At 71.4% G+C, this 14,459-nt stretch carries 15 protein-coding genes and 1 pseudogene; 3 read left to right on the plus strand and 13 right to left on the minus strand.

The genetic code is table 11. The features are described from left to right. Nucleotides 1–695, minus strand: a pseudogene (locus A5673_RS17895) (anthranilate synthase component I); the annotation flags it as partial. Nucleotides 696–748: 53 nt separating this feature from the next. On the opposite strand from A5673_RS17895, the gene A5673_RS17900 reads away from it, so the two are divergent. Then, a complete protein-coding gene (locus tag A5673_RS17900) occupies nucleotides 749–1,213 on the plus strand; it encodes a peroxiredoxin (RefSeq protein WP_068235142.1) in 465 nt (154 codons plus the stop codon). Between the two features lie 4 nt (nucleotides 1,214–1,217). Here A5673_RS17900 and A5673_RS17905 read toward each other — a convergent pair whose 3' ends face one another. After that, nucleotides 1,218–2,321 (minus strand): calcium:proton antiporter, encoded by a 1,104-nt coding sequence (locus A5673_RS17905; RefSeq protein ID WP_068235145.1) that lies wholly within the window; start codon nucleotides 2,319–2,321, stop codon nucleotides 1,218–1,220. 101 nt (nucleotides 2,322–2,422) lie between these two features. Here A5673_RS17905 and A5673_RS17910 point away from each other — a divergent pair, with 101 nt between their 5' ends. Beyond that, nucleotides 2,423–3,943, plus strand: a complete 1,521-nt coding sequence (locus A5673_RS17910; RefSeq protein WP_068235149.1) for a serine/threonine-protein kinase — start codon at nucleotides 2,423–2,425, stop codon at nucleotides 3,941–3,943. Here the strand turns inward: A5673_RS17910 and hisI are convergent. From hisI to hisD, 8 genes are all read right to left on the minus strand, one after another. Next, complete coding sequence (hisI, locus tag A5673_RS17915) at nucleotides 3,940–4,287, minus strand: phosphoribosyl-AMP cyclohydrolase (RefSeq protein WP_068235154.1); 348 nt, start codon at nucleotides 4,285–4,287, stop codon at nucleotides 3,940–3,942. The two genes, A5673_RS17910 and hisI, sit on opposite strands and share 4 nt — an antisense overlap. Next, nucleotides 4,284–5,054, minus strand: coding sequence for an imidazole glycerol phosphate synthase subunit HisF (gene hisF / locus A5673_RS17920; RefSeq protein WP_068235156.1), 771 nt, complete (start codon nucleotides 5,052–5,054; stop codon nucleotides 4,284–4,286). The genes hisI and hisF overlap by 4 nt, the downstream gene beginning before the upstream one ends. 1 nt (nucleotide 5,055) lies before the next feature. Next, the gene (locus tag A5673_RS17925; protein ID WP_068235160.1) at nucleotides 5,056–5,856 is read right to left on the minus strand and encodes an inositol monophosphatase; all 801 of its coding nucleotides are present in this window, start codon (nucleotides 5,854–5,856) and stop codon (nucleotides 5,056–5,058) included. Nucleotides 5,857–5,860: 4 nt separating this feature from the next. Then, nucleotides 5,861–6,592 carry a bifunctional 1-(5-phosphoribosyl)-5-((5-phosphoribosylamino)methylideneamino)imidazole-4-carboxamide isomerase/phosphoribosylanthranilate isomerase PriA gene (priA, locus tag A5673_RS17930; protein WP_068235169.1) on the minus strand — a complete coding sequence of 244 codons (732 nt, stop codon included), beginning with the start codon at nucleotides 6,590–6,592 and terminating at the stop codon, nucleotides 5,861–5,863. Nucleotides 6,593–6,674: 82 nt separating this feature from the next. After that, a complete protein-coding gene (gene hisH, locus A5673_RS17935; RefSeq protein ID WP_068235171.1) occupies nucleotides 6,675–7,292 on the minus strand; it encodes an imidazole glycerol phosphate synthase subunit HisH in 618 nt (205 codons plus the stop codon). Then, entirely contained in the window at nucleotides 7,289–7,906 is a 618-nt protein-coding gene (gene hisB / locus A5673_RS17940; RefSeq protein WP_068235174.1) for an imidazoleglycerol-phosphate dehydratase HisB, read from the minus strand. Before hisB ends, hisH begins: the two co-directional genes overlap by 4 nt. Next, the gene (locus tag A5673_RS17945) at nucleotides 7,903–9,039 is read right to left on the minus strand and encodes a histidinol-phosphate transaminase (protein WP_068235176.1); all 1,137 of its coding nucleotides are present in this window, start codon (nucleotides 9,037–9,039) and stop codon (nucleotides 7,903–7,905) included. Before A5673_RS17945 ends, hisB begins: the two co-directional genes overlap by 4 nt. Continuing rightward, nucleotides 9,036–10,382: a histidinol dehydrogenase gene (gene hisD / locus A5673_RS17950; protein WP_068235179.1), complete on the minus strand. Its 1,347-nt coding sequence runs from the start codon at nucleotides 10,380–10,382 to the stop codon at nucleotides 9,036–9,038. The genes A5673_RS17945 and hisD overlap by 4 nt, the downstream gene beginning before the upstream one ends. A gap of 46 nt (nucleotides 10,383–10,428) precedes the next feature. Here hisD and A5673_RS17955 point away from each other — a divergent pair, with 46 nt between their 5' ends. Then, nucleotides 10,429–10,851, plus strand: coding sequence for a nitroreductase family deazaflavin-dependent oxidoreductase (locus A5673_RS17955; protein WP_068235225.1), 423 nt, complete (start codon nucleotides 10,429–10,431; stop codon nucleotides 10,849–10,851). Nucleotides 10,852–10,948: 97 nt separating this feature from the next. Here the strand turns inward: A5673_RS17955 and nadC are convergent, their stop codons facing one another. Genes nadC through nadA form a run of 3 tightly spaced genes read right to left on the minus strand, consistent with a single transcriptional unit; the run spans nucleotide 10,949 to nucleotide 14,423 of the window. After that, on the minus strand, nucleotides 10,949–11,803 hold the full coding sequence (gene nadC, locus A5673_RS17960) for a carboxylating nicotinate-nucleotide diphosphorylase (protein ID WP_197518415.1): 855 nt from the start codon (nucleotides 11,801–11,803) through the stop codon (nucleotides 10,949–10,951). Nucleotides 11,804–11,805: 2 nt separating this feature from the next. Next, complete coding sequence (locus A5673_RS17965; RefSeq protein WP_068235183.1) at nucleotides 11,806–13,377, minus strand: L-aspartate oxidase; 1,572 nt, start codon at nucleotides 13,375–13,377, stop codon at nucleotides 11,806–11,808. Further along, nucleotides 13,374–14,423 carry a quinolinate synthase NadA gene (gene nadA / locus A5673_RS17970; protein WP_068235186.1) on the minus strand — a complete coding sequence of 350 codons (1,050 nt, stop codon included), beginning with the start codon at nucleotides 14,421–14,423 and terminating at the stop codon, nucleotides 13,374–13,376. Before nadA ends, A5673_RS17965 begins: the two co-directional genes overlap by 4 nt. Between the last annotated feature and the right edge of the window lie 36 nt (nucleotides 14,424–14,459).

The raw sequence follows: 14,459 nt of genomic DNA on the forward strand, positions 1-14,459 counted from the left end.
TCCTCGACGGTGCGCTGCGCCCGGAACCGCGGCTCCGGCTTGCCGAACGTCGCGACCGTCGACGGCAGCGGCTGCCCCAGCGCGCTGGTCATCACGTCGAGCCGGGCGACCGCGTCGTCGTAGGCCTCGTCGACCCGCTCGTCGGTGCCGTTCCAGTTCACGGCGTTGGCGATCAGCGTGATGGTGCCCTCGTGGTGGTCGACGGCCGCCAGGTCGGTGGCCAGCAGCAGCAGCATGTCGGGCAGCCGCAGGTCGTCGACGGCCAGTTCGGGCAGCCGCTCCAGGCGGCGCACCAGGTCGTAGGCGAAGAACCCGACCATGCCGCCCGACAGCGGCGGCAGCCCGGGCACCGGTTCGGTCGCCAGCAGCGCCAGGGTGTCCCGCAGCGCGCGCAGCGGGTCCCCGCCCGTCGGCGCGTCCTGCGGCGCGGTGCCCAGCCACACGGCCTCGCCGTCGCGCACCGTCAGCGCCGACGGCGCCCCCGCGCCCACGAACGACCATCGCGACCACGACCGGCCGTTCTCGGCGGATTCGAGCAGGAACGTGCCGGGCCGGTTCGCGGCGAGTTTGCGGTAGGCCGAGAGCGGAGTTTCGCTGTCGGCCAAGACCTTGCGGGTCACCGGAACCACACGGTGCTCCGCCGCGAGGTGGCGGAACTCCTCCCGTGACGTGGTGGCGGCGAGGTGGGCGTGCACCGACCCATCCTCCCAGATGGGTCGCCGAGCCGATCGGGCGTAGCGTGACGCCCATGAAACCTGGTGACACCGTGGCCGACTTCGAGCTGCCTGACCAGACCGGTACGGCCCGCACGCTCAGCGCCCTGCTCGCCGACGGGCCCGTGGTGCTGTTCTTTTACCCCGCCGCGATGACGCCCGGCTGCACCAAGGAGGCCTGCCACTTCCGCGACCTGGCCTCGGAATTCGCCGCGGTCGGGGCCAACCGGGTCGGCATCAGCGCCGACCCGGTGGAAAAGCAGGCCAAGTTCGCCGACCTGCGCAAGTTCGACTACCCGCTGCTGTCGGACACCGACGGCACCGTCGCCACGCAGTTCGGCGTCAAGCGCGGCCTGCTGGGCAAGCTGATGCCGGTCAAGCGCACGACCTTCGTCATCGACACCGATCGCCGGGTGCTCGACGTGATCGCCAGCGAATTCAGCATGGACACCCACGCCGACAAGGCGCTGCAGACGCTGCGGGCGCGGTCCTCCGCCTAGCGCGTCAGGGGATCGCCGCCAGGAACAGGTACGCGGCGAGCAACACCAGGTGCACCTCGCCCTGCAGCCGCGTGGCACGGCCGGGCACCACGGTCAGCATGCTGATCACCACCGTCAGGGCGAGCAGCACCAGTTGGGACGGCGCGAGGCCGAGCACCAGCGGGCCTTTGAGCCAGATGCTGGCCAGCGCGATGGCCGGGATGGTCAGCCCGATGCTGGCCATCGCGGAGCCGTAGGCCAGATTCAGGCTGGTCTGGATGCGGCCGCGCCGCGCCGCGCGCACGGCCGCGAGCGTCTCGGGCAACAGGACCAGCATCGCGATCACGACCCCGACGAACGTCTGCGGGAATCCCACGGCGGTCACCAGGCGTTCGACCGCCGGCGATTCCTGTTCGGCCAGGCCCACCACCGCGACCAGTGCCACCAGCAGCAGCACGAGGCTGATCAGCGCCGAACGGGCGGTCGGCGGGTCGGCGTGGTTCTCGTCCTCCTCGAAGAGCCGTTTTTGGCCCCGCTGCGCGACCGGCAGGAAAAAGTCGCGATGCCGGACGGTCTGGGTGAAGACGAACAGCAAATACAGCAGCAGCGACGCGACCGCGGCGAAGATGAGCTGCCCGGGCGAGAACTCCTTGCCCGGGTGGCTGATGGTGAACGCGGGCATGGCGAGGCTGAGCGTGGCCAGCGTGGTGAGCGTGGCCAGCGCCGCCCCGCTGCCCTCGGCGTTGAACAGCGTCACGCCGTACCGGCGGGAGCCCCACGACAGCGACAAACCCGCGATCCCGTTGGTGGTGATCATGAACGCCGCGAAGGCGGTGTCCCGGGCCAGCGTCGCCGCCTCGTTGCCACCCGACGCCATCAGCTCGACGATGAGGGCCACCTCGATGATCGTCACCGCGCCCGCGAGCACCAGCGACCCGAACGGCTCTCCGACGCGGGCCGCGACCACCTCGGCGTGCTGGACGGCGGCCAGCACCGCACCGATCAACAGCACGGCCTGCAGCGCGACCAGCACCGCCCCCGGGTGCTCGCCCCAGGTGGCCGTCAGCACGACGACGGCAACCAGGGGCACCGCTGTGGTCCAGGACGTCCAGGGCAGCCGTTTCAACATCGCCCCGCCATTCTCATTCAAGATGGCCGCCGGCGCCCGACACCCTGGCGCGCATCACAATTTGGGGTTTGCCGCGCCCGCGACCTCAGTAGCATGCTCCCATGCCAGAAAGCGAAGGCCTGACCGAGGGACAGGTGTTCGCCGGATACACGATCATTCGTCGGCTCGGGTCCGGCGGCATGGGCCAGGTGTATCTGGCGCAGCACCCGCGGCTGCCCCGCCGCGACGCCCTGAAGATCCTGCCGCGCGAGTTGACCGCGAACGACGAATTCCGCCAGCGCTTCAACCGGGAGGCCGACCTGGCGGCGAGCCTGTACAACGAGCACATCGTCGGCATCCACGACCGCGGCGAGTACGACGGGCAGCTGTGGATCTCGATGGACTACGTGGAGGGCACCGACGCCGCGAAACTGCTGCGCACGAAATACCCGTCGGGGATGCCGAAAGCCGATGTCGTCGAGATCATTTCGGCCGTCGCCGACGCGCTCGACTACGCACACGAACGCGGGCTGCTGCATCGCGACGTCAAGCCGGCCAACATCCTGCTGACCGACGCGAGCCCCCGGCGGCGGATCCTGCTCGCCGACTTCGGCATCGCCCGCGAGCTCGGTGACATCAGCGGCCTCACCGCGACCAACATGCTGGTGGGCACCACCGCGTACTGCGCGCCCGAGCAGCTGCAGGGTTCGGATCTGGACGGGCGGGCCGACCAATACGCGCTGGGCTGCACCGCGTTCGACCTGTTGGCCGGGTCGGCGCCGTTCCGCCACTCCAACCCGGCGGTGGTCATCACCCAGCACCTGTCCGCACCGCCGCCGCACATCAGCGAGCGCCGGCCCGAGCTGGCCGACCTCGACGGCCCCATCGCCAAAGCTCTCGCCAAGAAACCCGACGACCGCTACCCGACGTGCGCCGACTTCGCGGCGGCGCTAGGCAGCCAGCTCAACACCGCCCCGTCCGAGGCGACGGCCGGCGCCACCGAGGTCATTCCGGCACCGACCGAGGTCATCGCCAAGCCGCGCCCCGCGCCGGCGCCGAAGGCGCGCGGCGGATCCCGCGGACCGGTGGTGGCGATCGGTGCGCTGGTCGCCGTCGCGGTGGTGGCGGTGGGCGCCTACTTCGGCGTCCGGGTGCTCGGCGCCCGAAACCACCCACACAACAACGCCACCTCCCCCGCGCAGTCGGCCGCGCCGCCGGCGTCCGGCGCCGCCCCTGCGGCACCGACGACGCCGGTTCTCAGGTTGTCCGGCCAGATCACCGATCAGGCGGGCGTGCTCGGCCCCCTCGAGTACGACGCCGTGAACCGGGCGCTCACCAGGCTCTACAACGGGCGCGGCACCCGGCTGTGGGTGGTCTACATCCAAACCTTCGGCGGCCTCAAGCCGTTCAAGTGGGCCGAAAACGTTATGGTCGCCAACAATTTCACCGACAGCGACGCCATCCTGGCCGTCGCCATCGACGGGCCGGCCTTCTCCTTCCGGGTGCCCAACGCGGTGATCACCGGGAAGGCCATCGACCTCGAAATGATTCGCCGCGACCGCATCTCGCCGGCCGTGTTCCGGCACGAATGGGCTCGCGCGGCCATCGCCGCCGCCCAGGGACTGGACGTCGCGCCCAGTTAACCGTCCGGGTCCAGCAGCACGTCGGCGTCGAAGCAGCTGTGATCGCCGGTGTGGCACGCGGCCCCGACCTGGTCGACCGTCAGCAGCACGGTGTCGCCGTCGCAGTCCAGGCGCACCGAGTGGACGCGCTGGGTATGGCCGGACGTCGCGCCCTTGATCCACTGCTCGCCGCGGGAGCGCGAATAGTACGTGGCCTCACGGGTTTCCAGGGTGCGGGCCAGCGCGTCGTCGTCCATCCACGCGACCATCAGCACGTCGCCGCTGCCGCGCTCCTGCACGACGGCGGCGATCAGACCGTCGGCGTTGCGCTTGAGCCGCGCCGCGATGTTCGGGTCGAGCGTCATCGGACCGTGATCTTTTCTGCGGCCATGGCGGCCTTCACCTGGCCGATCGTCAGCTCGCGGAAGTGAAAGACGCTGGCCGCCAATACCGCATCCGCACCGGCGGCGACCGCGGGCGCGAAGTGTTCGACCGCCCCGGCGCCCCCGCTGGCGATCACCGGCACCGTGACCGCGTCCCGCACCGCGCGCAGCATCGGCAGGTCGAACCCGGCCTTGGTGCCGTCGGCGTCCATCGAGTTGAGCAGGATCTCCCCCACCCCGAGGTCGGCGCCGCGGGCCGCCCACGCCACGGCGTCGATGCCGGTGCCGCGGCGCCCGCCGTGGGTGGTGACCTCCCAACCCGACGGCGTCGGCGCCGACCCGGCGGGAACGGTGCGGGCGTCGACGGACAACACGATGCACTGCGAGCCGAACTGCGTTGCCATTTCGGCCAACAGGTCCGGGCGCGCGATCGCCGCGGTGTTGACCGAAACCTTGTCGGCCCCGGCACGCAGCAGCGTGTCGACGTCAGCGACGGTGCGCACCCCGCCGCCGACCGTGAGCGGAATGAACACCTGCTCGGCGGTGCGGCGCACCACCTCCAGCATCGTCGCCCTGCCCGACGAGGACGCGGTCACGTCGAGGAAGGTCAGCTCGTCGGCGCCCTCGGCGTCGTAGGCCGCCGCCAGCTCAACGGGATCCCCGGCGTCGCGCAGGTTTTCGAAGTTGACGCCCTTGACCACCCGCCCGGCGTCGACGTCCAGGCACGGGATCACGCGCACGGCCAGCATCTCAGTAGTCCCCCGGATCGCCGACGGCGCTGAGGATCTCGAGGATCTCGGCGTGCGCGCCGGGCGCGGCGGCCAGCACCGAGTCCGACGTGGGGGTCCACGGTTTGCCGGCCAAATCGGTGACGATTCCCCCGGCCGCCCGCACCTGAGCCACCCCGGCGGCGTGATCCCACACGTGGCCGCCGAAACTTATTGCGGCACCCACTATCCCGTCGGCGACGTAGACGAGGTCGATCCCCGTCGACCCGTGCATGCGCAACCGCGAAGACACCCGGCTCAGGTTCTCCAGCAGCGCGATCCGGTAGCGCCCCGGGAACCGGCCCCGCGAGTCGGCGCTGAACGTCCCGACCGCGAGCAGGCTCTCACCCAGCTCCGTGGTTTCCAGCGGCGGCTGCGGCGCACCGTTTTTGACGAGCTGCCCTCCCGCGACGGCGGTGTAGCGCTCGTCGATGAACGGCAACCAGGTCAGGCCCGCCACCGGATCGCCGTCGTGCAGCAGGGCCAGCAGGATCGCCGCCATCGGCGAGCCGGCGGCGTAGTTGAAGGTGCCGTCCACCGGATCCAGCACCCACACCCACGGCGAGTCGACGTCGGTGCCGCCGAACTCCTCGCCGTGCACGCCGATTCCGGTGGTGGCCTGCAGCGCGGTGACCACCTGCCGCTCGATCGCGAGATCGATCTCGGTGGCAAAGTCGTTGCCCTTCTTGGCAACCGCGGATTCGGCGCGATGCCCGTCCAGGAAGCGCGGCACGGCGGCGTCGAGGATCTTCGACGCCACCGACACCAGCGCGTTGAGGTCCATGCGCTTACGCCCTCACCGCGGCCAGGGCCTCCGGCAGGGTGAACCGCCCCGCGTAGAGCGCCTTGCCCACGATGGCGCCCTCGACCCCGCGGTCGGTGAGCGTGGCGATGGCGCGCAGGTCGTCCAGGCTGGACACGCCGCCCGACGCGATCACCGGCGCCTCGGTGCGGTCGGCCACGGCGGCCAGCAGCTCGAGGTTGGGGCCGCCCAGCGTGCCGTCCTTGGTGACGTCGGTGACGACGAACCGCGAACACCCTTGGCTGTCAAGGCGTTTCAGCACCTCCCACAGGTCGCCGCCGTCGGTCTCCCAGCCGCGCCCGCGCAGCCGGTGCTCGCCGTGCACGATCTGGACGTCCAGCCCGACGGCGACCTTGTCGCCGTGCTCGCCGATCGCCCGGGCGCACCATTGCGGGTTCTCCAGCGCCGCGGTGCCCAGGTTGACCCGCGCGCACCCGGTGGCCAGCGCGGCGGCCAGGGAGTCGTCGTCGCGGATGCCGCCCGAGAGCTCCACGTTGACGTCGAGCTTGCCCACCACCTCGGCGAGCAGCTCGCGGTTGGAGCCGCGCCCGAACGCGGCATCCAGATCGACCAGGTGAATCCACTCGGCCCCGTCACGCTGCCAGCCCAGCGCGGCGTCCAGCGCCGAGCCGTACTCGGTTTCGCTGCCGGCCTTGCCTTGCACCAGGCGCACGGCGCGGCCGTCGACCACGTCGACCGCCGGTAACAGAATCAACACAGTCCCTCCCGCGCGCCGAAAGTGCTACTGGCGACACCGCTTCTCGGCGTTTGCGTCGCCAGTTGCACGTTCGCGACGTTGTTCACAGTCCCTCAACCCAATTGTTCAACACTGCCGCGCCGGCATCGCCGCTCTTCTCCGGGTGGAATTGGGTGGCGGAAAGCGGCCCGTCCTCCACCGCGGCCAGAAAAGGCACCTGGTGGGTGGCCCACGTCAGCACCGCCTCGGACGCACCCTCCCAACGCTGCGCGGCGTAGGAGTGCACGAAGTAGAACCGGGCGTCGGCGTCCAGCCCCTGAAACAGGACGCTGCCCGGCCCGGCCTGGACCACGTTCCAGCCCATGTGCGGGATCACCGGGGCGTCCAGGCGCGTGACCGCGCCCGGCCACTGGCCGCAGCCCTTCGTCTCGACCCCGAATTCGACGCCGCGAGCGAACAGGATCTGCATGCCGACGCACACGCCCAGCACCGGGCGCCCGGCGGCCACCCTGTCGGCGATGATCCGCTCGCCTGAGATCTTGCGCAGGCCCGTCATGCACGCCTCGAACGCGCCGACGCCGGGCACCACCAGCCCGTCGGCGGCCGCCGCGGCGCCCGCGTCGGCCGTCACCTCGACCGACGCCCCGACCCGCTGCAGCGCGCGCTGGGCCGATCGCAGGTTGCCCGAGCCGTAGTCTAGGACCACAACCGATTTCGTCACAGAACACCTTTGGTGGACGGCACGCCCGAGACCCGGGGATCGAGCTCGACGGCCTGGCGCAGCGCGCGGGCCACCGCCTTGTATTCCGCCTCGGTGATGTGGTGCGGGTCGCGACCGTGCAGCACGCGCACGTGCAGCGCGATGCGGGCGTTGGATGCCAGCGTCTCGAACACGTGCCGGTTGACGACGGTGTGATACGGCACCGAACCGCCGGTGATCGTGGTGTGCTGCAGGTGATCCGGCTCCCCCGTGTGCACGCAGTAGGGTCGGCCGGACACGTCGACCGCGGCGTGCGCCAGCGCCTCGTCCATCGGGATGAAGGCGTCGCCGAACCGGCGGATGCCCTTCTTGTCGCCCAGGGCCTGCCCGAGCGCCTGACCCAGCGTGATCGCGGTGTCCTCGATGGTGTGGTGGCCTTCGATCTCGACGTCGCCCTTGCTGCGCACGGTCAGGTCGAAGCTGGCGTGGCTGCCCAACGCCGTCAGCATGTGGTCGTAGAACGGCACACCGGTGTCGACGTCGACCTGGCCGGTGCCGTCGAGGTCGAGTTCGACGACGATGTCGGATTCCTTGGTACGCCGCTCGATACGCGCGCGTCGGGCTTCGGTGCTCACTGGGCTCCTACGGGTGTGGCGGGGGCCAATTCGGTGGCCGCGATCTGGGCGCTGACGCGCAGGAACGCGTCGTTCTCCTCTGCCAGCCCCGTGGTGGCGCGCAAAAAACCGGGGATCCCGACGTCACGGATCAAGACGCCGGCCTCCAGGTAGCGCTGCCAGGTGGCCGGGGCGTCGGCGAACTGTCCGAACAGCACGAAGTTGGCGTCGCTGGGGATGACGCGAAACCCCATGCCGCTCAACGCCTTGGTTACGCGCTCCCGCTCGGCGATCAGGGTGGCGACGCTGCCCAGCGTGTCGTCGGCGTGCCGCAGCGCGGCGCGGGCCGCGGCCTGGGTGACCGCCGACAGGTGATAGGGCAGCCGCACCAGCAGCATCGCGTCGATCATCGCCGGCGTGGCGATCAGGTAGCCGAGCCGCCCACCCGCGAAGGCGAACGCCTTGCTCATCGTGCGGGTGACGACGAGCTTGGTCGGATACTCCTCGATCAGCGCCACCGCGCTGGGCTGCGAGGAGAATTCGCCGTAGGCCTCGTCGACGATGAGGATGCCCGGCACCACGTCGAGCAGCCGACGCAGGTCGGGCAGCGAAACGCTTTGCCCCGACGGGTTGTTGGGGCTGGCGATGAAGACGACGTCGGGCTTGCGTTCGGTGATGGCGGCGACCGCCGCGCCCACGTCCAGGCCGAAGTCGTCGGCGCGGGCGGCTTCGAGCCACTCGGTGCGGGTGCCGTCGGCGATGATGGGGTGCATCGAGTACGACGGGACGAACCCGATCGCGGCGCGGCCCGGCCCGCCGAACGCCTGCAGCAGCTGCTGCAGGATCTCGTTGGACCCATTGGCGGCCCAAAGGTTTTCGACGGTGAGCGGAGTTCCGGTCTGCGCGGTCAGGTAGGCCGCCAGGTCGCGGCGCAGCGCCACCGCGTCGCGGTCGGGATACCGGTGCAGCTCCGCGGCGGCCTCGCCCACCGACCGCACGACGTCGTCGATGAGCGCCCGCGTCGGCGGGTGCGGGTTCTCGTTGGTGTTCAGCCGCACCGGAACAGCCAATTGCGGTGCCCCGTAAGGGGATTTGCCGCGCAGGTCCTCGCGCAGCGGCAGGTCGTCCAGCGTCGGCTTGTTGGGTTCGCTCATCGCTCGAACCTCCGCCGTACCGCCTCGCCGTGCGCCGGCAGGTCCTCGGCCGTGGCCAGCGTGACGACGTGTCCGGAGACGTCCTTGAGGGCCGCCTCGGTGTAATCCACGACGTGGATGCCACGCAGGAACGTCTGCACCGACAGGCCGCTGGAATGCCGGGCCGAGCCGCCGGTCGGCAGCACGTGGTTGGACCCGGCGCAGTAGTCGCCGAGGCTGACCGGCGCGTAGGGGCCGACGAAAATCGCTCCCGCGGAACGGATTCGCCCGGCGACCTGCGGCGCGTCGACGGTCTGGATCTCCAGGTGCTCGGCGGCGTAGGCGTTGACGACCTCGACGCCGGCGTCCAGGTTGTCGACCAGGATGATCGCCGACTGGGGTCCGCCGAGCGCGGTCGTCACGCGTTCGCGGTGCACGGTCGTCTGCAGCTGGGCGACCAGCTCGGCCTCGGTGGCCGCGGCCAGGTGCTCGCTCGCGGTCACCAGCACGCTGCCGGCCATCTCGTCGTGCTCGGCCTGGCTGATCAGGTCGGCGGCCACGTGCGCGGGGTCGGCGGTGTGGTCGGCCAGGATCGCGATCTCGGTCGGCCCCGCCTCGGCGTCGATGCCGACCCGGGAGCGGCACAGCCGCTTGGCGGCGGTGACGTAGATGTTGCCCGGCCCGGTGATCATGTCGACGGGCACGAGTGCCGAGCCGTCGGTGTCGGTGCCGCCGTAGGCCAGCAGCGAGACGGCCTGGGCGCCGCCGACGGCCCACACCTCCTCGACGCCCAGCAGCCGGGCCGCGGCCAGGATCGTCGGGTGCGGCAGCCCGTCGAAGCGGGCCTGCGGCGGGCTGGCCACCACCAGCGAGCCGACGCCGGCGGCCTGCGCCGGCACCACGTTCATCACCACGCTCGACGGGTACACCGCGTTGCCGCCCGGCACATACAGGCCGACGCGCCCCACGGGAACCCAGCGTTCCGTCACCGTCGCGCCGGGGCCCAGGGTGGTGGTGACGTCGGCGCGCCGCTGGTCGGCGTGCACGGCGCGGGCGCGTCCGATCATCACCTGCAGCGCCTCGGCCACGTCGGCGTGCAGCTCGCGCAGCGCCTTGTCGAGCGCCCCACCGGGCACCCGCACCGCCGGGGGCCGCACCCCGTCGAACGACGCCCCGTACTCCAGCGCCGCCTCGGCCCCACGCTCGGCGACGGCCTCCACGATCGGGCGCACCGTGGGCAGCACGCTGTCCACGTCGGCGCCGCCGCGGGGCAGCGCGGCCCGCAGCCGGGCGGCCGTCAGCTCCGCGCCGCGCAGGTCAATGCGGGCGATCGGCGACGGTTGGGTGGGGGTCACGTTGTTCATTGTCCCAGAGCAGCTCAAGTCGTTATCCGGCCGGTACAGTGCCGTCATGCCCAAAAAGGATCACCCCAACAACGCTCCCGGCGTTCCGATGGTCTTTCCCGTCTGGTTCGAGCGTTTCCAGATCAAATACTTCAACCCGGCGATCAAGCCGCTCGCGCGCTTTCTGCCCATCACCGCGACCATCAAGCACCGCGGCCGCACGTCCGGCAAGGAATACGAGACCATCATCACCCCCTATCGCAAGGGCAACGTGGTCGCGATCGCGCTGGCCCACGGGAAGACGAACTGGGTCAAGAACGTGCTGGCCGCCGGCGAGGCAGACGTGCGGTTCGGCCGCAACCGCGTGGTGCACCTCACCAATACGCGGATCCTGCCGGCCGGCTACGACGGCCCCGACGTCCCCAGCCTGCCGCGCATGGCGCGCATGCAGCTGAACCGGGTGGGGGTTTTCGTCGGCGATATCGCCTGACTTTCGCGGTTGCGTGTGCGCTCACGGCTTTCCGTGTGCGCGGAGGGCGGGATTCGGGCGATTTTCCCGCCAACGGTTCACACGCGGAAGCGCATAATCACATGTCCAGGCCGATGTCGAGCGCGCGCACCGAGTGCGTCAGCGCCCCGACGGCCAGGTAATCGACGCCGGTCGCGGCGTAGGTCGCTGCGTTCTCCAGGCTGAGCCCGCCCGACGACTCGAGGAGCACGGCGGGTGCCCGGGCGTCGCGGCGCTGCACGGCCATCTGCGTCTGCCACACCGGAAAGTTGTCCAGCAGGATCAGCTCGGGTTTTTCGCCCAGCACGTCGTCCAGCTGCTCGAGCGAGTCCACCTCCACCTCGCACGGCAGGTCGGGGGCGGCCTCGCGCACCGCCCGCAGCGCCTCGACCACCGAGCCCGCGGCCGCGACGTGGTTGTCCTTGATCAGCGCCGCGTCCCCGAGCCCGAGGCGGTGGTTGACGCCCCCGCCGACGCGCACCGCGTACTTCTGCAGCGCCCGCAGGCCCGGCAGGGTCTTGCGGGTGTCGCGGATCTTGGCCTTGGTGCCGTGCACCACGTCGACCCACGCGGCGGTCGTGGTCGCGATCCCCGACAGGTGGCAGATCAGGTTCAGCGCGGTGCGCTCCGCGGTCAGCAGGCCGCGGGTCTCCGCCCGCACCGTCAGCGCCGGCTCCCCCGGGCCCAACCGGGCGCCGTCCTCGACGCGATCGAGCACCTGGTAACCGCCGGTGCCGAGGACCTCGTCGAGGACCAGCAACGCGACGTCCAGGCCGGCGATCACCCCCGGCTCGCGCGGCACCATCGACGCCGTGGCCACCGCGCCGGCGGGCACCGTGGCCTGCGTGGTGACGTCGGGCCCGTAGCGCAGATCCTCGTGCAGGGCGCGCCGGATGGCGTCCCGGGCGGCGTCGAGTTCGCAGTCGGACAGCATCGTCAGCCCACCGCCGCCAGCGCCTGCACCAACACGGAGTCACCGTCGTCGGCCAGCCGGAGCACGCTGCTGCGGCCCTGTTCCGGCGCGGCGTCCGGGTACTCGGCGCGGTGGTGGCAACCGCGGCTTTCGTTGCGCGCCAACGCCCCCGCCGTCACCGCCCGGGCGGTCAGCGTCAACGCGACGTCCTCGAAATCGCGGCGGCCGGCCACGTTGCGCACCGGCGCCCCGGAAAGCTTGTCGGACAAGCGGTTCAGCCCGGCGACGTCGCGCACCACCGAGGCGTGCCGGCTCATCGCGCGATGCAGATCGCCACGCGGCAACCCGGTGGGGGCAGCGGTCTCGGGGGCGGCGGCTCTCACACGCCCGGTCACCGCGGCGTGCGCCGCCGCCGCGCGTCCCGCCCGACCGCCGACCACCAGGCCCTCCAGCAAACTGTTGGACGCCAGGCGGTTGGCGCCGTGCATGCCGGTGCGCGCCACCTCGCCGGCGGCGAACAGCCCGGGCAGTTCGGTCTGGCCGCACACGTCGGTGACGACGCCGCCGCAGCTGTAATGCGCGCCGGGCACCACCGGGATGGGCTGACGAACGGGGTCGATCCCGGCATCCCGGCACGCGGCGGTGACGGTGGGGAATCGGGCGGCGAAGCCGGCGATGCCCCGCGCGTCGAGGAAGACGCACGGGTCGCCGGTCTCCCTCAGGCGCGCGTCGATGGCCGCCGCGACGACGTCGCGCGGGGCCAGGTCGCCCATCGGGTGGACGCCCGCCGTGACCGAATTGCCTTGGCTGTCAACCAAAACGGCGCCTTCGCCGCGGATGGCCTCGGTGATCAGCGGGCGCCGCCCGCCCCCACTACCGAACAGCATCGTCGGGTGGAACTGGATGAACTCGAGGTCGCTGACCGCCACGCCGGCCCACAGCGCCAGCGCGATTCCGTCGCCGGTGGAGCCCACCGGATTGGTGGTGGCGCCGTAGAGGTGCCCAAGCCCGCCGGAGGCCAGGACCACCGAGGGCGCGTTGATGATTCCGTAGCCGTCCACGCCGCCCAGCAGGACCCCGGTGACGCCGTCGTCGTGCAACACGCGCAGGGCCACATGGCCGGCTCGGATGTCGAGCCTGGCCGCGGCGCGGTCGAGCGCCCGCTGCACCTCGGCCCCGGTCGCGTCGCCCCCGGCGTGCACGATGCGCCGCCGGGAGTGCCCGCCCTCGCGCGTCACGTCCCAGCGGCCGGGGACGACCTCGTCGAATCGCGCTCCGTCACCGACCAATTCGGACACCGCGCGGTAGCCGTCGGCGACGATCGAGTACACCGCGTCGGGATCGCACAGGCCGGCACCGGCGGCCAGCGTGTCGGCGACGTGGGCCTCGACCGAGTCCTCGTTGTCGGGCAGGACCACCGCGATGCCGCCCTGTGCGTAGTGGGTCGCGGTGCCCCCCTTCGCCTGGTCGGCCTTGCTCAGCACGACGACGCTGCGGCCGGCGCGATGCGCGGCCAGCGCGGCGGCCAGTCCGGCGACGCCGGTGCCGATGACGACGACGTCCGCGGCGTGGGTCCAGTCGGGACGGGTGATCATTCGCCGCCGCCCGGCTGCCCGATTTCGATCATGCGCTGCACGCTGCGCCGGCCCGCCGCCGCGATGTCCGGGTCGACGCGCACCTCGTCGGCGCCCTCGACCAGGCAGCGCAACAGCGCGGCCGGGGTGATCATCTTCATGTACTTGCAGGAGGCGCGGTCGTTGACCGCGCGGAAGTCGACTTGCGGTGCGGCCCGGCGCAACTGGTGCAGCATGCCGACCTCGGTGGCGACCAGGACCTTGCGGGCGTGGGTCTCGTGCGCGGCGTCGAGCATGCCGCCGGTGGACAGGATCTTCACCCGTTCCGCGGGGAAGGCGCCCTCGCCGGCGAGGTACAACGCCGAAGTGGCGCAACCGCATTCGGGGTGGACGTAGAGCTCGGCGTCGGGGTTGGCCCGCGCCTGCTCGGAAAGCTCGTCGCCGTTGATGCCGGCGTGCACGTGACATTCGCCGGCCCACACGTGCAGGTTCTCCCGGCCCGTCACGCGGCGCACGTGGGCGCCGAGGAATTGGTCCGGGCAGAACAGCACCTCGCGGTCGGGGTCGATGGACTCGACCACGTCGACGGCGTTGGACGAGGTGCAGCAGATGTCGGTGAGCGCCTTCACGGCGGCCGTGGTGTTGACGTAGGAGACGACGACGGCGCCGGGGTGCTCGTCGCGCCAGGCGCGCAGCTCCTCGGGGGTGATGGAATCGGCCAGCGAGCAGCCGGCCCGCTGATCCGGGATGAGCACGGTTTTCTCGGGGCTGAGGATCTTGGCGGTCTCGGCCATGAAGTGCACGCCGCAGAACACAATGGTGTCCTCGGGCGCGTCGGCGGCGATCCGCGACAGCGCCAGCGAGTCGCCGACGTGGTCGGCGACGTCCTGGATGGCGGGCAGCTGGTAATTGTGCGCGAGCAGGGTGGCGCCGCGCAGCGTGGCCAGCCGCCGGACCTCGGCCGCCCACTGCTCGTCGCCATCGAGGCCGGCGTAGCCGGTGGGCGTGTCGGTGATGCGGGCGGTCAGATCGGCCGCGAGCGTGTCCATGCGAGTCGAGACCGTCATGGCGGCTCCTTTCGCGCCGGGAGGTTTTCGACTTAC

The organism is Mycobacterium sp. E3198, assembly GCF_001667015.1.
Lineage (GTDB): Bacteria > Actinomycetota > Actinomycetes > Mycobacteriales > Mycobacteriaceae > Mycobacterium.

What these genes read in the sequence shown, in the direction of transcription:
- A5673_RS17905 (WP_068235145.1), bottom strand. Translation starts at nt 2,321, where the DNA reads ATGTTGAAACGGCTGCCCTGGACGTCCTGGACCACAGCGGTGCCCCTG.
- A5673_RS17965 (WP_068235183.1), bottom strand. Translation starts at nt 13,377, where the DNA reads ATGATCACCCGTCCCGACTGGACCCACGCCGCGGACGTCGTCGTCATC.
- nadC (WP_197518415.1), bottom strand. Translation starts at nt 11,803, where the DNA reads ATGCTGTCCGACTGCGAACTCGACGCCGCCCGGGACGCCATCCGGCGC.
- nadA (WP_068235186.1), bottom strand. Translation starts at nt 14,423, where the DNA reads ATGACGGTCTCGACTCGCATGGACACGCTCGCGGCCGATCTGACCGCC.
- hisF (WP_068235156.1), bottom strand. Translation starts at nt 5,054, where the DNA reads ATGCTGGCCGTGCGCGTGATCCCGTGCCTGGACGTCGACGCCGGGCGG.
- A5673_RS17945 (WP_068235176.1), bottom strand. Translation starts at nt 9,039, where the DNA reads ATGAGCGAACCCAACAAGCCGACGCTGGACGACCTGCCGCTGCGCGAG.
- A5673_RS17910 (WP_068235149.1), top strand. Translation starts at nt 2,423, where the DNA reads ATGCCAGAAAGCGAAGGCCTGACCGAGGGACAGGTGTTCGCCGGATAC.
- A5673_RS17955 (WP_068235225.1), top strand. Translation starts at nt 10,429, where the DNA reads ATGCCCAAAAAGGATCACCCCAACAACGCTCCCGGCGTTCCGATGGTC.
- A5673_RS17925 (WP_068235160.1), bottom strand. Translation starts at nt 5,856, where the DNA reads ATGGACCTCAACGCGCTGGTGTCGGTGGCGTCGAAGATCCTCGACGCC.
- hisI (WP_068235154.1), bottom strand. Translation starts at nt 4,287, where the DNA reads ATGACGCTCGACCCGAACATCGCGGCGCGGCTCAAGCGCAACGCCGAC.
- hisD (WP_068235179.1), bottom strand. Translation starts at nt 10,382, where the DNA reads ATGAACAACGTGACCCCCACCCAACCGTCGCCGATCGCCCGCATTGAC.
- A5673_RS17900 (WP_068235142.1), top strand. Translation starts at nt 749, where the DNA reads ATGAAACCTGGTGACACCGTGGCCGACTTCGAGCTGCCTGACCAGACC.